This is a genomic window from Allokutzneria multivorans, from assembly GCF_039537405.1.
Lineage (GTDB): Bacteria > Actinomycetota > Actinomycetes > Mycobacteriales > Pseudonocardiaceae > Allokutzneria > Allokutzneria multivorans.
The window spans coordinates 1-20154 of sequence record NZ_BAABAL010000005.1; the positions used below are offsets into that span (position 1 = coordinate 1).

Below are 20154 nucleotides of genomic sequence, written 5' to 3' on the forward strand. Positions count from 1 at the left end.
CGCGCCATCACTCCACACTACATATGACTACAACTCCCGACTCAGGACACTAGCACCTGTCCTGCAAGTGGTTGAGCTGTGTATTCCGGTCACGGTGTCGCCGGGGGTTGGGGTGTCTTCAAGACCAGCAAACCCCGCTGTTGATCATCGCTAACCGCCGCAAACCCTGCGGTGTTGCGGGGTTTGCCGTCGTTGAAGACGGCTGGGGTGGGGGTTGGGTGGTCTTGAAGACCGGCAAACCTGATGACTTGCAGGACAGGGCCTAGGCCAGCCGCACGTCGAAGAGGGCTTCGAGTTCGGTGATCGTGGCCGGGACCGAGGTGTGGTGGACGCCGACCATCCCCGTCGCGACCGCCCCGCGCACGTTGCCCGCGAGGTCGTCGACGAACACGCAGCGCTCGGTCTCGATGTCGAGGCGCTGCGCCACGAGCCGGTAGATCCGCTCGTCGGGCTTGGCGATGCCGACCTCGCCGGAGAGCACCATCACGTCGAACAGCGACCCGAACGCGCTGTCCGGCGCCGGGCCGGGGCCGTCCGCGTTGGACAGCAGCGCGGTGCGCAGACCGTGCCGCCGCGCCTGGCGGAGCACGTCGAGCAGCGGCGGTTCGTCTCCGGGCTCCGGCCCCCAGTCGGTGAGCACGCCCCCGTAGTCCACGACAAGACCAGCCAGTTCCATCCTCGGACCCTAGAACATCCCGGTGACGCACAAGGGATTTCCGCGCGCCGGCCCATCGGCGCGCGCTTCACCCGTTGCGGCGAGAACTGACCGGATCGACTCGCCCAGCCCTCTTTCGCTGTGGGGACACAGCAACTGGGGGAAGAAATGGCCGTCGTCATGCGATTGCCCGCGTACCTGGCCGAGCCCGAAGCGGAGGAGCCGACCGAACCGCCCACCGCGGCGCTGGACCAGCTGATGCTGCGGCTGGACCTGGGGAAGCGCCGGATCGACGGCCAAGACCCGGTCCGCGCGCGCCGACAGCGAACGCGCACGTCGGCAGGTCACCTCATCTCGATGATCCTGGAAGCGCTCGACGGTCGCCGCCCGCTGCGCCAGCTCCTGCACACCAGGCTGGCCGAGCCGGTGCACCGCCGCCTCGTCGCCGAACTCCGCGACTCGCGGCCGGGCCACACCCACCGCCTGCGCACGGTCCACGTGTGCGAGCCCGCCGAGGGCGTCATCGAGGCCAACGGCACCATCACCGCCGGCCCGCGCGTCCGTGCGGTCGTCGCGCGCATCGAGTGCACCGACCGCGGCTGGCTCTGCACCACCTTCACCATCCTCTGACCCAGCCCAGCCCAATCCAGCTCAGCCCGCGCACGACGACGCCCGCCTTCCGGGAGGAGGGCGGGCGTCGTGGGGTGGTGCGGAGCGCGGGGGCGCCAGAGGGTCAGCGGCGCGGGCGCTTCTTCTCCTTCTTGGCGGCGCGCTCGGCGGCGCGGCGCTCGCGGCGGGTGGCGCCGTCGCCGTCGGCGTCGTTCGCGTCGCCGTGGCTGGAGACGCCGCCGTCCTCGGACGGGCCGGAGAACATCAGGTTCTGCGGCGACTGACCGTCCAGGCCCTTGCCGCGCAGCGCGGGCGGGATCTCCTCCTCGATGCGCGGGATGACGGTGGTGGCCTCCATATCCGGGGTCGGAGCGGGCTGCTCCGGCTGGTCCGGCACCTCCACCTGGAGGTTGAACAGGAAGCCGACCGACTCCTCCTTGAGGGCGTCGAGCATGGCGTTGAACATGTCGAAACCCTCCCGCTGGTACTCGATCAGCGGGTCGCGCTGGGCCATCGCCCGCAGGCCGATGCCCTCCTTGAGGTAGTCCATCTCGTAGAGGTGCTCGCGCCACTTGCGGTCCAGCACCGACAGCACGACGCGGCGCTCCAGCTCGCGCATGGCGCCCTCACCGGCGAGCCCGTCGATCTCGGCCTCGCGGTTGCCGTAGGCGGCCTGGCCGTCGTCGAGCAACAGCTCCAGCAGGCGCTCCGGCGTGAGGTCGTCGGTCTCCTCGATGACGGTCTTCCAGTTGAGGCCGACCGGGTAGAGGGTCTTGAGCGCGGTCCACAGCTGTTCGAGGTCCCAGTCCTCGGCGTAGCCGTCGGAGGTCGCGCCCCGCACGTAAGCGGTGACGACGTCGCGGATCATGTGCTCGACCTGCTCGCGCAGGTCCTCGCCCTCCAGCACGCGACGGCGCTCGGCGTAGATCACCTTGCGCTGGAGGTTCATCACCTCGTCGTACTTGAGGACGTTCTTGCGGATCTCGAAGTTCTGCTGCTCGACCTGGGTCTGGGCGCTGCGGATCGCGCGGGTGACCATCTTGTGCTCGATCGGCACGTCGTCCGGCACGCGCAGGCGGGTCATCACGGCCTCGACCATGGCGGCGTTGAAGCGGCGCATCAGCTCATCGCCCAGCGAGAGGTAGAACCGCGACTCACCCGGGTCGCCCTGACGGCCGGAGCGGCCGCGCAGCTGGTTGTCGATGCGGCGGGACTCGTGCCGCTCGGTGCCCAGCACGTACAGACCACCGGCGTCGCGGACCTCCTCGGCCTCCGCGGCGATACCGGCCTTGACCTCGGCCAGCACCTCCTCGTGGAAGTCCGCGTGCAGCTTGGCGCGGGCGGCCTCCCAGTCGGCCCCGGCCTCGGTGACACCGCGCGGCTGATTCTGCATGAAGTGCTTGCGCAGCTGCGCCTCGCGCCTGCCCAGCTCGGACTCGCGCTTGCGCAGCTCCTCCTCGGCGAGGAACTCCGGGTTGCCGCCCAGCTTGATGTCGGTACCGCGACCGGCCATGTTGGTGGCCACGGTGACGCCGCCCTTGCGGCCGGCCATCGCGATGATCAGCGCCTCGCGCTCGTGGTGCTTGGCGTTGAGCACCTCGTGCGGGATACCGCGCTTGACCAGAAGCTTCGACAGGTACTCGGAGCGCTCGACGCTGGTGGTGCCGATCAGCACCGGCTGGCCGTAGCCGTGCCGCTCGGCGATGTCGTCGGCGACGGCCTCGAACTTGGCCTCCTCCGACTTGTAGATCAGGTCGGGGTGGTCCTTGCGGACCATCGGCCGGTTGGTCGGGATCGGCACCACGCCCAGCTTGTAGATCTGGTGCAGCTCGGCCGCCTCGGTCTCGGCGGTACCGGTCATCCCGGACAGGCGGTTGTAGAGCCGGAAGTAGTTCTGCAGCGTGATCGTGGCCAGCGTCTGGTTCTCGGCCTTGATCTCCACGCCCTCCTTGGCCTCGATCGCCTGGTGCATGCCCTCGTTGTAGCGGCGACCGGCGAGCACGCGGCCGGTGAACTCGTCGACGATCATGACCTCGCCCTGGCGGACGATGTAGTCCTTGTCCTTCTTGAACAACTCCTTGGCCTTGATGGCGTTGTTCAGGTAGCCGACGAGCGGGGTGTTGGCGGCCTCGTAGAGGTTCTCGATGCCGAGCTGGTCCTCGACCAGCGCGACGCCCTCCTCGGTGACGCCGACGGTGCGCTTGCGCTCGTCGACCTCGTAGTGGACGTCCTTCTTCAGCATCGGCGACAGCCGCGCGAACTCCTGGTACCAGCGCGAGGACTGGTCGGCGGGGCCGGAGATGATCAGCGGGGTGCGCGCCTCGTCGATGAGGATCGAGTCCACCTCGTCGACCACGGCGAAGTTGTGGCCGCGCTGCACGCACTCGTCGAGGCTCCACGCCATGTTGTCGCGCAGGTAGTCGAAGCCCATCTCGTTGTTCGTGCCGTAGGTGATGTCGGCGTTGTAGGCCTCGCGGCGCTCCTCCGGCGTCATCGACGACAGGATCACGCCGACCTTGAGGCCGAGGAAGCGGTGGACCTGGCCCATCTCGTCGGCGTCGCGCTTGACCAGGTAGTCGTTCACCGTGACCACGTGCACGCCCTCGCCGGTGAGCGCGTTGAGGTAGCACGGGAGCACACAGGTCAGGGTCTTGCCCTCACCGGTCTTCATCTCCGCGATCTGGCCGAGGTGCAGCGCGGCGCCGCCCATCAGCTGCACGTCGTAGTGGCGCTGGCCGAGCACGCGCTTGGCGGCCTCGCGGACCACGGCGAAGGCCTCGGGCAGCAGGTCGTCGAGGTCCTCGCCGTCCGCGAAGCGCTTGCGGAACTCCTCCGTCTTGGCGCGCAGCTCGCCGTCGGAGAGATCGACGTAGTCGTCCTCGATGGAGTTCACGTGCGTCGCAATGGCACGCAGACGCTTGACGATCTTGTTCTCGCCGGTGCGGAGCAGTCGCGACAGGACCATGCGGGGTCGACCTCACTACCTGATCGGTTGCGCCCGACATGGACGCCTTCAGCCACCCATCGTAGAGGCGCCGGGCCCGCCTCCGCGAAGAGATGACCCCTCGTGAAGAAGAAGCGGGGCGGAAACGGACGAAACACGGCCGGCGGCCCCCGTGCGCTTGGGTCGCACGAGGGCCGCCGGCCGTTCACCCAGTCCGAACTAGGCGAGCCTGATGACGCCGTAGTCGAAGCCCTTGCGCCGGTACACGACCGTCGGTCGTCCGGAGTCGGCGCAGTGGAAGAGGTAGAAGTCGTGGCCGACGAGCTCCATCTCGTAGAGGGCCTGGTCGACGGTCATGGGCTTGGCGGGGTGCTCCTTCTCCCGCACGACCCGGCCGGGGAGCTTCTCCTCGACGCCGTCGTCCCACCGCTGCTGTTCGGGGACTTCGGCGAGCTGGGGCTCCGCGGCGTAGGAGGTGGTCTCGAGGACTGCGGTGCGGCCGCGCTGGGCCTGCATGGACGAGGTGTCGTAGTCGTTGAGCAGCTGGGCGGCGCTGGCCGCGGTGGCCTGCGCGACGGACGTCGGAGCGTGCCGTCCTCGGTGCACCCGACGGCGGTCGTGTGCCCTGCGGAGCCTGGCTTCCAGCTTGTTGACCGCGACGTCGAGCGCCGCGTAGAAATCGCCGGCGCACGCTTCGGCGCGGACGACGGGGCCTCGCCCCTTGCCGGTGATCTCGACCCGCTGGCAGTTCTTCATCTGCCTGCGGTTAGGCTCGTGAAAAAGCTCGACATCGAAGCGGACGACCTTGCGGTCGTAGCGCTCCAACCGGGCCAGCTTGTCGGCGACGTGCACTCGGTAGTGATCGGGCACCTCGACATTGCGGCCCTTAACGACGATGTCCATACACGGACCTCCCATCGCGTCATGCGCGGTGTATCAGCAAAGGTATCGCTGCGGCGCTCCTGCGGAGGGGGTCTCAGCCGGCCTCCGGCGCGCCTTCAGTCGTCGGAATTCGCCTCCAAACAACGCCCGGAGTTGCTGATAGCCGAGCACGCTATCCCGGCTTGTTCGGTCACAACACCCCCCAGGACGGGGGATGTCAATGCGCCGAGTGCAGTTACTTTCCGCAACCAAACAGAGGTCGAGCCCCTGACGACCCCCGCGCACAAGATCGCAGGTAGCTCGGGCCATCGGCGCGTGTCTTCACCCTTTCGCAGCAGCCGAACACACGCTGTGGTCAGCGCGCTCGGTAGCTCGTTCGGGATCACCCGATGCCTCATACCCGGCCAACGCGCGGTCAACCCCGAGGGGTTCCTGCGAGGGCGAAATCCCAGGGAAATCTCAGGTCGGGTCATGGCGTCCCGCCTCGGTCAGCACGAGCGCCAGCGAGGGCGGGGAACCGGCCCCGGTGAGCGCCGCCGAGCACGCGGACAGCGTCGCTCCGGTGGTGACGACGTCGTCGAGCAACACGACCGGAGCAGCGCGCGGTGGCAGGGCGTCGCGACGGGTCAGCACGCGGCCCGCGAGGTTCGCGGCGCGGGCGGCCGCGCTCAGCCCGACAGCGTCTCCCGCGCCCCTGGCGAGCCGGAGCGCGGGCGCGAGCACGGCGGGGCGACCGCAGGCGCGCAGCGCGTGGGCGCAGTGCCGGGCGATGTGGCGCATGTGCTGCCCGCCTCGGCGGCGGGCGGTGGCGGCGAGCGAGGGCACGGGCACCAACCAGAGGGCTGGGTGGACGGCGGGGCCTTGCCGCGGCGGGAGCACCGGGGCGAGCAGCTGGGGCAGCGCGGTGGCGAGGCACGAGCCGAGTGGCCGGGCGAGGTCGCGCCGGCCGCCCAGTTTGGCGGCCAGCACGGCCTCTCGGGCGACCCCGGCATGAGCACCGAGGGCGTGGACCGGTGGTCCCGCGGCGAGCGCGGGGCGGTGCACCCGGCGCGGCCTGGACAGCTCGGCGCGGCACGGGCGGCACAGGTCACCGCCCGGTGCGCCGCAGACGCAGTGGGCGGGGACGAGCAGGTCGAGCAGTGCGGGGACCACGTTCCCACTGTGCCGCCGTGAGCCGGGGGCGTCGAGGGGAACGGATACCGTGGGTGGAGTTCGTTTCACGCGTCCGGTGCGAGGCGCTACCCGCGCGGGGGAAACGAGCAGGGGGTGGGTTCCCCCTCCTTATCGGCGCGGGTCGGGCGAAGCTGACTAGGCCACCCGGGTGGTGTTCAGCCCGGGTAGAACGGCACCGCGTTGGGACCGGGGTTGAACGACAGCGGCTGCCAGACCTCGCTGGACTCGGTGACCTTCCACAGGCCGCCGCTGTCGGAGACCACCACCGGGCGGCTCGGAGCGGCGGCGATGGCGTGCACCGGCGGCGTGAGGTTGGAGCTGAGGTAGGGCTCGACGACCAGCCCGTCCACCCCGATCTTGGCGACCGGCGTGGTGGGGTTGGTGGTCGCGACGATCAGCGCGTCCGGCAGCGGCCACTCCACCGCGACCGGGTTGCTGAGCCGGTTGAAGCCCAGCACCTGCGCCGCGCGCACGCTGCGCTCCCCGCCCTGCTCCGCGACGGTGCCGACGACCAGGCGGCCCCCGGCGATCGCGGCCACGCGCAGGCCGTCCCTGGACAGCCGCAGTTCGGTGATCGCGCCGAAGCGGGTCAGCTCGTCCGCGTTGACCCTGGCGGAGCTCCACGTGCCCCTGCCGGTGGAGTCGACGACGCGGACAACGGTGCTCTGGTCGAGCACGGTCCACATCTCCGGCGCGTCGGGCATCCACGTCGGCCGGGTCAGCGTCGAGGACTGGCGCAGCGACACCTCGCGCAGCGGTCCGTTGGTCGGGCCGACGCGCAGCTGGACGCCACCGCCCTGGCGCGCGACGACGGCCAGCAGGTCGCCCTGCTTGGACTGCGCGGCGGAGACCACGCCGAGCTCGCCCGCGGCCGCGACGAGGGACTCGTCCTTGAGCGAGCGCAGCTTGCCGCCCATGACGTACATGCCCGCCAGCTCGGGGCTGGGGCCGAGGTGCGCCTCGAAGGTCGCGACGTCGGCGGGCCGCCACTCCAGCTTGTCCTGCACCAGCGGCTGGCCGTCGGCGAACAGCTTGATCCGGCTGTTGGTGACCTGGCGCAGGGACAGCACCACCTGGGCGGCGATCACCCGCCGGTCCGGCGTGGTCTTGTCCCCGAGCTTGCCGAGGTTCACCTGGAGTGCCCCGTCGGCGCTCTCGCTGACGTTGCTGGCGAGGGCGGTGTTCTGCGGGATCACGCTGGTGACCGAGCCGCGCAGGGCCGCTGACGGTCCGAGCAGCAGCGCGTCGAGCACCTTGTCCGGGACCGCGCGCGCCGGGCGCATCGGCACGTACCGCAGGTCCGGGACGACCGTGCGGTGGTTGGGGTCGGAGAAGTAGACCCTGACCTGCTTGTAGTTCTCCTTGAAGTTGGCGAACGTGACGACGACGCCCTGCGGCGGGTCGGCGATGCGCCAGTCCCCGTTCGCCTGCTTCTCGACGCGCAGCTCGGTCTCGATGCTCTTGGTCTCCGGCACGAAGGAGGCGTCGAAGTCCACGCGGCCGAACTGGGTGCCGCGCAGCACGACGATCTGCTCGTTCGGCTTCGGCTCGCCGTTCGGGCCGAGGACCTGGCGCGGAATGGTGTCGAAGTCGTCGGCGATCACCCGGTGCAGGCTGCGGTCGTCCCAGGACCGGCTGGCCTGCTCGGTGAGGTAGAGCCGGGCGGCGGCGTGCAGCTGCTCGGAGTCGGCCGATGCCTTGACGAAGTTGCGGACCAGGCCCAGCGGGGTGAGCCCGCGCTCGGGCTGGGCCGCCTCACTGCCCTGACCGGTCCCGCCGCCGGGACGCAGCTTCTTGGGCGCCCCGGATTCGGGGATGGAGGCGCAAGCGCTCACCAGCAGCGCGGTGACCAGGGCAAGGCACAGGGCGAGCACGCGCCTGGGGAACCGCCTCACAGCTCATCCTCCTGGCGCTGCGATCCCGCGCCGACGGTCTGCCACCGCAGCTGCTCCTGCGGTTCGGCGGGTGCGGACGGCGTGGGTGTCAGCGGCGGCAGAGCGGCCTTGCCGCTGGGGTTCAGCGGAAGCGGGCTGCCGGTCAGCTCGATGCCGGGGCGCTTCGGCAGGGTCAGCCGGAAGCAGGCACCGAGGCCGACCTCGCCCCAGGCGTCCAGCCAGCCGCCGTGCAGGCGCGCGTCCTCCAGGCTGATGGCCAGCCCGAGCCCGGTGCCGCCGGTCTGCCGGTTGCGCGAGGGGTCGGCGCGCCAGAAGCGGGTGAAGACCAGCTCCTCCTGGCCCGGGCGCAGGCCGACGCCGTGGTCCCGCACGGTCACCGCGACCGCCTCCGCGTCCTCGGCCACCCGCACCTCCACCGGGCGGCCCTCGCTGTGGTCGACCGCGTTGGCCAGCAGGTTGCGCAGGATGCGCTCCACCCGCCGGAAGTCGATGTCCGCGACCACCTCGGTCTCGGGCATGCGCAGGTCGACCTCGGCACCGGCGTTGTGCGCGATCACCCGGACCGCGGCCATCGAGCGGTCCACGAGCGAGCGCACGTCCACGCTCTCCACGGACAGGTCGGCGACACCCGCGTCCAGCCTGCTGATCTCCAGCAGGTCGGCGAGCAGCACCTCGAACCGGTCGAGCTCGTTGACCAGCAGCTCGGTGGAGCGGGCCAGCCCGGCGGGGAACTGCTCGCGGGAGGCGTGCAGCACGTCGGCGGCCATCCGCACGGTGGTCAGCGGGGTGCGCAGCTCGTGCGAGACGTCGGAGGTGAACCGGCGCTGGAGGGTGCCGAACTCCTCCAGCTGCTGGATCTGGTTCTGGATGCTGCCGGCCATCTCGTTGAACGACTCGGCGAGCCGGGCGACGTCGTCCTCACCCACCGCCGACATGCGTTCTTCCAGGTTGCCGTCGGCGAAGCGCTCGGCGATCTCGGCGGCCTGGCGGACCGGGTGCACGACCTGGCGCGTCACCAGGTTGGCGATCCCGGCCAGCAGCAACAGCAGCACCAGCCCGCCGACGAACAGCGTGCTCTGCACGACGTCGACGGTGCGCTGCTCCGCGGTGAGCGGGAAGATCAGGTAGAGCTGGACCGCGCGGCCCGCGCTGCGCACCGGGGCCCCGATGACGTAGATCGGGGTGCGGCCGGACTCCCTGGTGACCGTGGTGTTCTGGCTGGCCCAGTCACCGCTCTCGACCATCTTGCGCAGCTCGGCGGGCACCTCGTGGAAGGGCCCGACGCTGGAGGAGTTGGTCGTGACCGGGTCCGCTGCCCTGCCGTCGATCAGCACGGGTGTGAACGCGCCGGCCTCGGTGTGGTTGGTCGCGGCCTCGTGCACCCCGGGCGCTGCGGTCAGCGTCGCGAGGGCGCTGGCGAACTTGCTCTGCAGGTTCTCCGAGACCGGGTCGACGCCGAGCAGCTCGCGCTCGACCTTCTTCACGCTGATCTCGGTCTGCACGTAGGCCGCGCGGTCCTTCTCCGAGATCAGCTTCGTGGTGATCTGCGTCTGGAGCACCATGCCCAGCACGAACACCACCGACGAGGACAGCGCCAGCGTGCTGACAACGATCCTGAGCTGGAGCGAGCGGCGCCACAGGGCGCCGAGGCCCGCCCAGCGGCGCCGCAGATCGGCACCGAGGCTCCTGCCCCGGTGCGCGAGCGTGCGTGCCTGCTGGGCGCCCGGCCTCATCCCCACCGTCCGCCGGGGACGGTTCGAGACACAACGGTCACGGAGGACCGGCCTTGTACCCGACGCCGCGCACCGTCAGCACCACCTCGGGGTGCTCCGGGTCGCGCTCGACCTTGGACCGCAGCCGCTGCACGTGCACGTTGACCAGCCGCGTGTCCGCCGCGTGGCGGTAGCCCCACACCTGCTCCAGCAGCACCTCGCGGGTGAACACCTGGCGCGGCTTGCGGGCGAGCGCGACCAGCAGGTCGAACTCCAGCGGGGTCAGCTGGATCGCCACGCCGTCCCTGGTGACCTCGTGGCCGGGGACGTCGATGGTCAGATCGCCGATGCCGAGCATCTCGGCGGGCTCGGACTCCGTGCGGCGCAGCCGGGCGCGGATGCGGGCGATGAGCTCCTTGGGCTTGAACGGCTTGACGACGTAGTCGTCGGCGCCGGACTCCAGACCCAGGACCACGTCCACGGTGTCGCTCTTGGCCGTGAGCATGACGATGGGGACCCCGGACTCGGACCGGATCGCCTTGCAGACGTCGATCCCGTTCATGCCGGGGAGCATCAGGTCGAGCAGGACGAGGTCCGGCTTGAGCTCCCTGAGCGCGGGGAGCGCGCGGGTGCCGTCGCCCACCACCGCGGTGTCGAAGCCCTCGCCGCGGAGCACGATCGTGAGCATCTCCGCCAGCGCCGGGTCGTCGTCCACCACCAGTACGCGTGCCTTCATGGGCCACATGTTCGCACTGCCCGCCGGACGCCCTCGAACCGCCCGGTGACCATTCTGGTTCGCGGGCGCCACCGGTGCGCCGAGCCCCATGTGCTGCCTGTCGATCTGGACCATTGCCAGCCTCCTCGCCCCCACGGCGCCGCTGCCGTTCACCGGTACAGCGGTGTGATCCCTCTAGACGTTACTGATTCGCGACCAACTCCAGTCAACTTTGTCAAACCGAGACCGGGGAGCGGGTCGGTCGCACCTGGTCCAGCCGCCTCCGGGAAGGTCCGGGCGGGGCGCGTCAGACGTTAGCGATCTTGACCACCGCACGGCCGCCCACCAGCGAATCCGGCACCGCACGGTGATCGACTTGAGACCGTCCGCGAGGTCCCTCACGAGGTGAACGGTCACGATCGGGGTTTGTTCACGCCCGGAACCGATCCGTGATCTGGGGTGAGGGTCGAACGACCCGCACCAGCTCAGCCGAGGATTCGGTCCACGAGCGCGACGGCGTCGACCGGGCCGGAGCCGTCGACGACGTGCCACGGGCTGACCCAGTTCTGCTCGGCCAACTGCTCGTAGACCTCGGAGCAGCGCGCCTGGAGACCGCCGTCGGTCTCGTACGAGTCGCGTTCGCGTCCGGCTTCGGTGTCCGCGCGGTGGGCGGTGCGAGCGGCGGCGACCTCGACCGGCACGCGCAGCAGCAGGTGCGCGTCCGGCACCGGCAGCTCGAAACGACCCAGCTCCACGTCGCGCACCCAGCGCACCATGTCGCCGTGGGCGTCCTCGTGCAGCCGCGCCGCGCAGTACGCCGCGTTGGAGGCGAGGTAGCGGTCAACGAGCACCACGTCAAAGCGCTCCAGGTCCGCGCGGATGCCCGCGGCGGCGCCCTGGCGGTCGAGCGCGTAGAGCACGGCCATGCCGTACACCGTGTCCACGAGCGGCCCGAGGCGCTTGTGCATGGCGTCGGTGATCAGGTCGGCGTGCACGCTCTCGCCGTAGCGCGGGAAGGCCCAGCGCGTCGCGGTCAGACCGCGGTCGGCCAGCTCCTTGGTCAGCGCGTCGGTCAGCGTGCGCTTGCCGGAGCCGTCAAGGCCCTCGATGACGATCAACCGCCCCATGGGCGCACACGCTAGCGGGTCCACGGGCTCCACCAGCGGCAACGGGTGCGTTCGGCCGAGCGGCTGTCGTCCTGTCGGGGGCGTGCGGCAGGATCGCCGATCGGCCCGCACTGGGCGAACGCCTGGTCGGAGGTACTGCCGACGGCCGAGTTCCAGGACAGTGGGTGCCGCCGACCGCGATCGCCGACCCGGATCGCCGACCTACGGAGCACGACGACGATGCGACTGTCCGAACGCTGGGCCCTGTTCCGCGCCCGCCGCCGGTACGGCTCGGATTTCCTGGTCCAGGCCAGGACAGCCGCGCTGGCCGGCGCGACCGCCCCGAAGCCCGCGACGCCCGACAAGCCCGCCGCGCCCGCGCCCGCCACGCCCGCGGTCCCCGCCGCCAAGCCGAACCCGTTCCCGCAGCAGTCGATGCGCCCACCGGCTCAGCCGAACGTGACGACCCTGGCCACCAGGCTGCCCAGCTTCGTGCCGGGAACGTGGTTCGACGCGAGCTTCACCCTGCGGTGGGAATCCCTGCCCGGCCAGCACCTGCGGCACTCCCGGCCGGAGGAGGTCGTGCGCGCCGGTGCCGCCGAGCTGGTCGCCGTCGTCGCCCGCTGCGCGCTGGTCACCCAGGTCGAGGCGGTGCAGGCCGAGGCCAACCGGCGGCTCGGCGTGCGGCACGAGTTCGACGAGCTGGTCGCCGTCGTCGGCGAGGTCACCCTCAGCGCGAGCCAGGCGCACGTCGAGGCCACCGACGAGTACGAGCGCCTGCGCAGGGCCGAGGCGATCGGCGAGCTCCGCCGCAAGATCGACAAGGAGGAGATGGCGCACCTGCGCTCCACCGCCTTCACCGACGTGCGCACGGCGCGGGTGTGGTGGGCCTACCGGCACCCGGAGCGCATCCACGAGATCGCCTCGATGGACGAGGTCTTCGCGCGCCTGTGCGGGCAGGACGTCGCGTTCAGCCCCGCGTTCGAGGAGGAGTTCACCCCGGCGGGCGAGCTGTCGGCGTCCAACGGGCACAACCCGGGCTGAGCCGCCCGGCCGCGCCCTACACCGGTCGGCCGACACCGCCCATCAGGGACCTTGTCTAGTCATATGTGCAGGTCTTGACTTTGCGGACCCCGCAAGGCATTCACGGGCCCGACCTGGCGTTCATCTGCTTTTCCTTTGCCACCAACGCAAACTGGATCAGCGAGCGCCCACGAGGACGCATATCCGCAGGTCAGCATGTCGGTGCCCGGCCCTAACATCTCACCTCATGCGACTCGTCTACGTCGACGACTCAGGAACCGTCGACCGGCAACTGGCCCCCGGCGGGCTGATGCTCTTCTCGTTCCTCACGATCTGCCCGACCAGCTGGATACAGGTGCGGCGGCCCTGGCTGGTGTTCCGGCGCATGCTGGAGCAGACGATCAACATCCCCACCAGCTACGAACTGCACGGCGTGAAGTTCCTCGGCGGGCGCGGGCGGCCACGGGGGCACAACCACCCCGACCTCTCCGGCGAGGAGCGGTTGCGGCTGTTCAAGCTGGCTCTCGACACCATCGCGGCGCTGCCAGGCCTGGAACTGACGACCATCGCCGTGCGCACGACCGACCGGGAGAAGGCGTACCACCGCTGCGTCCAACACCGGTTCGGCGAACTGGTCTCCGGGAACGCGCAGCCCCACGTGGTCATCGTCGACGGCGACGGGACCGACCCGGTGTACCGCCGGGTGCACCGAAGCTTCCACGAGAGCAGGGACGGCCTGCCCGCGCTGATCGAGGACCCCATGTTCCAGCCGTCGCTGTCGCACCAGATGATCCAGATCGCCGACCTCGTCGCGTACTCGGCGTTCCAGCAGCTGGTCGCCAATCCCCGGTACCCGGAGCGGCACGCGCTCTACGAGGAGCACCTGTGGCCGCTGGATGAGAAGGGGCCGATCGTGCTGGAGAAATAACGGCGGGGCCAAATGAAGGCGGGCCCAAATGAAGGCGGGCCCAGTACCTACGTCAGTAGGCCAGGCCCGCACAGCGAGTGTAGCAGAAGTGGGACGGCGGCGGCCCGCCTCCGCGTGGGAGACGGGCCGCCGTGGACCGCTGGTGATCGGTGATCAGTAGCGGTAGTGGTCCGGCTTGTACGGGCCCTCGACGTCGACGTCGATGTACTCGGCCTGCTCCTTGGTGAGCTTGGTGAGCACGCCGCCCAGCGCCTCCACGTGGATGCGCGCGACCTTCTCGTCGAGCTTCTTCGGGAGGCGGAAGACCTCCTTGTCGTACTCCTCGGCCTTGGTGAACAGCTCGATCTGCGCGATCACCTGGTTGGAGAAGGAGTTGGACATCACGAAGCTCGGGTGCCCGGTGGCGTTGCCCAGGTTCAGCAGGCGGCCCTCGGAGAGCACGATGATGGTGCGGCCCGACGGGAAGACCCACTCGTCGACCTGGGGCTTGATGTTGTTGCGGACGATGCCCGGGTAGCGGGCGAGGCCGGCCATGTCGATCTCGTTGTCGAAGTGGCCGATGTTGCCGACGATCGCCTGGTGCTTCATCCGCGACATGTGGTCGACGGAGAGCACGTCCTTGTTGCCGGTGGAGGTGACGATGATGTCGGCCTGGTCGACCAGCTCGTCGATGGTGCCGACCTGGTAGCCGTCCATCAGCGCCTGGAGCGCGCAGATCGGGTCGATCTCGGCGATGATCACGCGAGCGCCCTGGCCGCGCAGCGACTCCGCACAGCCCTTGCCCACGTCGCCGTAGCCCGCGACGAGCGCGACCTTGCCGCCGATGAGGACGTCGGTGGCGCGGTTGATGCCGTCGATCAGCGAGTGGCGGCAGCCGTAGCGGTTGTCGAACTTCGACTTGGTGACCGAGTCGTTGACGTTGATCGCCGGGAAGAGCAGCTCACCCGCGGCGGCCAGCTGGTACAGCCGCAGCACGCCGGTGGTGGTCTCCTCGGTGACGCCGCGGATCTCGGCGCCGATCTTGGTCCACTTGTCCGATGAGGAGTTCAGCGACTCCTTGAGCACGCCGAGGATGACCTGCCACTCCTCGGGGTCGCCGTCCTCGGCGGACGGGACGACGCCCGCCTTCTCGTACTCGGTGCCCTTGTGCACCAGCAGCGTCGCGTCACCGCCGTCGTCCAGCAGCATGTTGGGCAGCTTGCCGTCCGGCCAGGTCAGCATCTGCTCGGTGCACCACCAGTACTCCTCCAGCGTCTCGCCCTTCCAGGCGAACACCGGAACGCCCTTCGGCTCCTCCTCGGTGCCGTACGGGCCGACCGCGGTGGCCGCGGCCGCGTGGTCCTGGGTGGAGAAGATGTTGCAGGAGGCCCAGCGGACCTCGGCGCCGAGCGCGACCAGCGTCTCGATCAGCACGGCGGTCTGCACCGTCATGTGCAGCGAGCCGGAGATGCGGGCGCCGCGCAGCGGGAACACGTCGGCGTACTCCCGGCGGAGCGCCATGAGACCGGGCATCTCGTGCTCGGCGAGGCGGATCTCCTTGCGGCCGAACTCGGCCAGCGAAAGGTCGGCGACGGCGAAGTCGATGCCGTTACGGGTCTGCAGCCTTTCGGCGGTCATGATCGCTCCGTCCAGGTGGGATGTTCAGTCGAGACCCTACCGTTAGCCACGCCGAGCACCTCACGTAACGGGATTCACGTTCCCGATGTCGCAGGATGCACGAAGGGGACACGACCTCGACAAGGGCTCACCACGGCGAGCGCCTGCCGGTCACCATGGGTCGGCGAGGGGAAGGGGACGACACGTGCTGCTCCCAGGACCGGACACCCGGGTCGTCGAGCTGCGGGTACCGGGAATCGCAGGCGCCACACCGGAGTCGGTGACCGGTGCGGTGGCGACGGCGACCGTGGCCGGCGACAAGCTCGGGCGGATCGTGCGACCGGCGGATCGCATGCGCAGACCGGCTCCGGCCCCCTCCCTGCACGCGGGCGGGCGGCCGGTGCCGAGGGTGATCGAGGGCTACGTCTGGTCCGCGATGACCTCCGGCGGGCTCGCCAAGGCCAGCTGGGCGCTGTTGTTCCCGTTCTCGCTGGCCAACGTCGCGCACTGGATGCTGCCGCCCATCCCGGAGGGCAAGCGCCTCGCGCACGCGCTGGGCACTTTCCTGCGCGCGCTGCTGCGGCTGGCCGCGTTGCTGCTGACCATGCTGCTGGTGGGGCAACTCACAGTCGTCTCCGCCGATCTGATCGCCGCGCAGTGCCTCGCTCCGGACGCGGCGTGCCTGACATCGACCGTGCCGAGATGGGTGCGGGAGCTGCCCGGAGTGCGCGGGCTGATCGGCCTGGTCCCGGTGCTGCTCGTCGTGATCGCCATGCACCGTCTGTCCACTGTGGACTGGACGGTGACGATCAAGCACGAGCTGGGCGACGCTCCCGGTCGCCGGATGCCGACCCTGCCCGGTGGTGGGGTCGAGGCCGATCCGGACACCCCCGCGCTGCGCGCGCTGCACGTGACGGCCGCGCTGGCGGTGGCGTCGCTGCTGCTCCTGGGCGGTCCGATGGGTCCGGTGAGCGCGGGCGTCGGCGTGCTGTGGACGGCCGCGGTGGCGCTGATCGCGGTCTCGGCGCTCGGCGTGTTCTTCCTCGACGACCCGACCGGGGCGCACCCGGAAGGGCCGGGACGCTGGCTGCGCTCCGCGCTGGGCACGGGGCCGCGGCGGTTGCTGATGATCGCTTCGGCGGTGCTGCTGATCGCGACCGCGGTGCTGGTCGAGCTGCCCGCGGGCAAGCTCGTCGGCGCCGACCCGACGGTCGAGCTGCTGGGATCGCTGTTGGCGCTGATCGCGGTGGTCGTCGCCGTGGTGCTCGCCCCGGCGGCCCTGATGGCGCGGTCGGAGTGGGCGAAGCAGCCGCGCGAGCTGCGTCCGTGGGCCGGTGGGTGGATGGCCGCGCCGATGCTGGCGCTGGCCGCACTGCTCGGCGGCGGCTTCGGCGCGGGGATGGCGATCACCGTGCGCAGTTCGCTCGGCTACGACAAGCTCGCGCTGCCGCTGGGCTACCAGTGGATCACCTTGCTGTGGGGCCTGTTCGCGGCGATCAGCCTGATCGTGCTCGCGGTCGTCGTGCCGCTGTGGCTGCTGTCGCGCTCGATCGCGGAGAAGCGCGGGAACTACGCGCCGCCCGAGATCGCGTTGCTGCACAAGGACCGCCCCGAGGACGCCAAGCGCGCCGCGCGGAGGTGGCGGCAGGCCGCGTGGCAGCGGCGCAACTACCACCGGCTGCTCATCGCCGCTGCCGGTTTACTCACCGCCGGAGCCGTTTTCGGCGGCTTCTTCCGCGCGCTGGGCATCCCCGTTCCGGGGTGGGCCTCGGGGCTGCCCGGGCTCGGTGTCGCGACGCTGGCCGGGCTCGCCGGTGGCTTCCTCTTCGTGGTCTACCAGGCTTCCCAGCACCCCGACCGGGCGAGGAAGCTGGGCATCCTCGCCGATCTCGCGTCGTTCTGGCCGCGTGAGGCGCACCCCACGGTGCCGCCCTGCTACAAGCTCAAGGTCGTCCCCGAGATCGTCGCGCGCGCCGCCGAGCACCTCGCCGAGCCCAACACCAGGGTCGTGCTCGTCGGGCACAGCCAGGGCAGCCTGATGGCGGCCGTCGCGGCGGCGTGGCTGGTCGACTCGCTGCCGGAGCACGACCGCGAGCGGGTCGGCCTTGTCACGGCGGGTTCGCAGTTGCAGTGGGCCTATCCCCGAGCGTTCCCCGCCGTCGTGCCGCACTCGTCGCTGGCGACGCTCGCCGGCATGCTCGGGCCGCGGTGGCGGTCTCTGTGCCGGGGCACCGACACGCTCGGCGGGCCGGTCACCACGTGGTCGCGGCAGGTCTACGACGGGCGCCTGCTCGGCGTCGGTTTCCGCCCGGACGGCTCGGAGGGACCGCTCTCCCCCGCCGTCACCGGGCCGACCGGAGCGCTGGTGCTCGGCAACGACCACTGGCTGCCCGACCCGATGCGGGGGCCGTTCCCGAACCTGCGCTGGGCTCCAGGAGTGTTGGGCCACAACGAATACCAGCCCGACCCGGAGTGGGACCGCGCCGTCGCCATCGCCGCCGGCCTGGAAACCCCCTGAATGACTCGTTCAGCACGTTCGGGGCACCGCCAACGGCCCGTTTGACGCGTTGAAGGAGCTGAACGGGTCGTTTGGTGCGTTGGGAGCCCTGAACGGGTCGTTTGGTGCGCTGAAGTACCTGAAAGGGCCGTTGGGGGAGTTGAGGGTCCTGAAAGGGTCATTGGGGGCGCTCAAGTACCTGAATGAGTCATTCAGGGCTTATGAGGCGTGTGCGGAGGAGGTGGTCGGCGGCCTGGGGGTGGCCGGTGTCGGAGAGCAGGCCCGCGGGGGCGAGGACGTAGTCGGTGTCCACGGTGACGCGGGCGTGGCGGAGGATGGGGCGCAGCACGGAGTCCTCGGAGAGCACCTCGCGCACGGTGTCCAATGTGGACGGAGACGCGTGCCGGAAGACACCGCCGGAGAGCACGAGGAGCCCGGCGCCCTTCGGGCCCATGCGTCCTTCCACGAGCCTCATGTGCCGGCGCAGCGCCACCACGGCGGCCAGCGAAGCGATCCGGGCGTCGACCGAAACGTCTTGTGGCGCTTCGGGAATCCAGCCGACGTCGGCGGCGCGGTCCAGAGCGGCCGACGTCAGGGCGGCCTCCTCGCCGGGGGCCAGCAAGCGCTCGGCGGCGGCCTCGACGACCACGCCGGGGGCGGACCACCGCATGCCGAGGTCGCCCTCCACGGTGCGGCGGTCGGCGGGCAGTTCGACGGTCCGGCGCGGCGTGTCGTCGTCCACAGTGGACACTGCGGAGTACACGTCGCTGGTGGCACCGCCGACGTCGACCACGAGCACGGCGCCGGAGCTGTCCTCACCAGAAGCGAGGGTGGCGGCGAGCCGGGAAACACCGCGCAGCACGGCGTCCGGGGTCACGGCGCGGACCATGCGGCGGAAGCGAGGCCCGCGCGAGAGCCCCTTGCCGCCGATCACGTGCTGGAGGAACACCTCGCGGATCGCGCGCCGCGCCGGACCGGGAGCGAGTTCGCCCACATCGGGCAGGACGTTGTCGGTGGGAACGACGGTGCGCTTGGTGGAGTGCAGGGTGGCGAGGGCCTCCTGCCCGGCGTGAGCGTTCCCGGCGAGGACGACGGGGCAGCGCAGGCGGTTCGCGGCGATGCGGTGCGCGTTGTGCAACAGCACGCGGGTCTCGCCGCCGTCCGTGCCGCCGACGAGCAGCACCACGTCGGGGCTGCTCTCGCGGAGCGCGCGCACTCCGGCGCCGTCGAGCTCTCCGGCGGCGACGTGCACGACCTTCGCGCCGGCTGACAGAGCGACGCGGTAGCCGGCCTCCGCGCTGACCATGCGTTCCTGGCCGACGACCGCCAGCCGCAGCCCGCCGCCCGCGGAAGAGCAGACCAGGGCCCCCGAGAGATCACCGCCGACGGCCTCCGCGACGGCCGCGATGCCGTTCATCACCTCGGGTGGCGTGGTGCGGTGCTGAGCGGTGCCGAGCAGGCTCCCGTCGTGGCCGATCAGCGCGCCCTTCGTCCACGTCGAGCCGACGTCGAGGCAGAGAACGGATTTCATGTCCGCCAACGTACTTGGTTGGCACTCCAACTCTCACTGGTTCAGGCTGTCCGCATGCACAGGACCATCGGCGGCGTCCCCGTGAGCGCGATCGGCCTCGGCGAGTGGCCGCTGTCGGACTCCGGCCGCCCCGGCAGGCAGACGGCGCTGGCGACGATCCGCGCCGCGCTGGAAGCCGGGGTGACGCTGATCGACACGGCGGACGCGTACTGCATCGACCACACCGACTTCGGCCACGGCGAGGAACTGGTGGCGGAGGCCGTCGCGGGGCGCGAGGACGTGCTGATCGCGACGAAGGCCGGGAGCACGCGGGAGCACGGCGGCTGGGGGCGCAACGGATCGCCGGAGTACCTGCGCAAGGCCTGCGACGCGTCGCTGCGGCGGCTCGGCGTCGAGGCGATCGGGCTCTACCAGCTGCACGGGCCCGATCCGGCGGTGCCGCTGAGCGAATCGGCGGGAGCGCTGGGCGACCTGCTCGACGCGGGCAAGGTCCAGCTGGTCGGAATGTCCAATGTGGACACCGCGCAGATCCGGGAAGCCAACGAGGCGCTCGGCGGACGACTGGCCAGCGTGCAGAACGAGTTCTCGCCGCGCGTGCGCTCGTCGCGACCGGAGCTGGAGCTGTGCGACGAGCTGGGCATCGCGTTCCTGCCGTACAGCCCGCTGGGCGGAGTCGGTGCGGCGAGCCGGATCGGCGGTGCCTTCGCCGAGGTCGCGAAGGCGCACCGGGTCAGCCCGCAGCGGGTCTGCCTGGCGTGGGAGCTGGCGCAGTCGCCCGTGGTGATCCCGATCCCGGGCTCGCGCAGGCCGACGACCATCCGCGACTCGGCCGCCGCGGCGCACCTGCGGCTGACCGAAGAAGAGTTGACCATGCTGGACGAGGAGTGA

15 protein-coding genes are annotated in these 20154 nt (G+C 70.7%); 5 read left to right on the plus strand and 10 right to left on the minus strand.

The genetic code is table 11. From position 1 onward, the window contains the following. Positions 1–262: 262 nt before the first annotated feature. A complete protein-coding gene (locus tag ABD798_RS03850; protein WP_344871090.1) occupies positions 263–676 on the minus strand; it encodes an HAD-IA family hydrolase in 414 nt (137 codons plus the stop codon). Between the two features lie 147 nt (positions 677–823). Between ABD798_RS03850 and ABD798_RS03855 the strand changes: the two genes are divergently transcribed. Continuing rightward, positions 824–1285, plus strand: coding sequence for an Rv3235 family protein (locus ABD798_RS03855; RefSeq protein ID WP_344871091.1), 462 nt, complete (start codon positions 824–826; stop codon positions 1283–1285). Between the two features lie 103 nt (positions 1286–1388). Here ABD798_RS03855 and secA read toward each other — a convergent pair whose 3' ends face one another. From secA to ABD798_RS03890, 7 genes are all read right to left on the minus strand, one after another. Beyond that, positions 1389–4229: a preprotein translocase subunit SecA gene (gene secA / locus ABD798_RS03860; protein WP_344871093.1), complete on the minus strand. Its 2841-nt coding sequence runs from the start codon at positions 4227–4229 to the stop codon at positions 1389–1391. Between the two features lie 198 nt (positions 4230–4427). Beyond that, complete coding sequence (gene hpf, locus ABD798_RS03865; RefSeq protein ID WP_344871094.1) at positions 4428–5111, minus strand: ribosome hibernation-promoting factor, HPF/YfiA family; 684 nt, start codon at positions 5109–5111, stop codon at positions 4428–4430. A gap of 438 nt (positions 5112–5549) precedes the next feature. Continuing rightward, complete coding sequence (locus ABD798_RS03870; RefSeq protein ID WP_344871095.1) at positions 5550–6242, minus strand: ComF family protein; 693 nt, start codon at positions 6240–6242, stop codon at positions 5550–5552. Between the two features lie 176 nt (positions 6243–6418). Then, positions 6419–8158 (minus strand): LpqB family beta-propeller domain-containing protein, encoded by a 1740-nt coding sequence (locus ABD798_RS03875; protein ID WP_344871096.1) that lies wholly within the window; start codon positions 8156–8158, stop codon positions 6419–6421. Next, entirely contained in the window at positions 8155–9891 is a 1737-nt protein-coding gene (gene mtrB / locus ABD798_RS03880; protein WP_344871097.1) for an MtrAB system histidine kinase MtrB, read from the minus strand. The genes ABD798_RS03875 and mtrB overlap by 4 nt, the downstream gene beginning before the upstream one ends. Positions 9892–9928: 37 nt before the next feature. Further along, positions 9929–10606 (minus strand): MtrAB system response regulator MtrA, encoded by a 678-nt coding sequence (mtrA, locus tag ABD798_RS03885; RefSeq protein ID WP_086828462.1) that lies wholly within the window; start codon positions 10604–10606, stop codon positions 9929–9931. A 464-nt stretch (positions 10607–11070) separates the two neighbouring features. After that, positions 11071–11712, minus strand: a complete 642-nt coding sequence (locus ABD798_RS03890) for a dTMP kinase (RefSeq protein WP_344871098.1) — start codon at positions 11710–11712, stop codon at positions 11071–11073. Positions 11713–11931: 219 nt separating this feature from the next. Between ABD798_RS03890 and ABD798_RS03895 the strand changes: the two genes are divergently transcribed. Both ABD798_RS03895 and ABD798_RS03900 read left to right on the plus strand, forming a co-directional pair. Beyond that, positions 11932–12735, plus strand: a complete 804-nt coding sequence (locus tag ABD798_RS03895; RefSeq protein WP_344871099.1) for a hypothetical protein — start codon at positions 11932–11934, stop codon at positions 12733–12735. 226 nt (positions 12736–12961) lie between these two features. Further along, complete coding sequence (locus ABD798_RS03900) at positions 12962–13642, plus strand: DUF3800 domain-containing protein (RefSeq protein WP_344871100.1); 681 nt, start codon at positions 12962–12964, stop codon at positions 13640–13642. 153 nt (positions 13643–13795) lie between these two features. Here ABD798_RS03900 and ahcY read toward each other — a convergent pair whose 3' ends face one another. Then, complete coding sequence (gene ahcY / locus ABD798_RS03905; RefSeq protein WP_344871101.1) at positions 13796–15259, minus strand: adenosylhomocysteinase; 1464 nt, start codon at positions 15257–15259, stop codon at positions 13796–13798. A 184-nt stretch (positions 15260–15443) separates the two neighbouring features. Between ahcY and ABD798_RS03910 the strand changes: the two genes are divergently transcribed. Next, positions 15444–17756, plus strand: coding sequence for a lipase family protein (locus ABD798_RS03910; protein WP_344871102.1), 2313 nt, complete (start codon positions 15444–15446; stop codon positions 17754–17756). A 187-nt stretch (positions 17757–17943) separates the two neighbouring features. On the opposite strand, the gene ABD798_RS03915 is transcribed toward ABD798_RS03910, so the two are convergent. Next, positions 17944–19266, minus strand: coding sequence for a glutamate mutase L (locus ABD798_RS03915; protein ID WP_344871103.1), 1323 nt, complete (start codon positions 19264–19266; stop codon positions 17944–17946). A 54-nt stretch (positions 19267–19320) separates the two neighbouring features. Between ABD798_RS03915 and ABD798_RS03920 the strand changes: the two genes are divergently transcribed. Continuing rightward, positions 19321–20154: an aldo/keto reductase gene (locus ABD798_RS03920; RefSeq protein WP_344871104.1), complete on the plus strand. Its 834-nt coding sequence runs from the start codon at positions 19321–19323 to the stop codon at positions 20152–20154.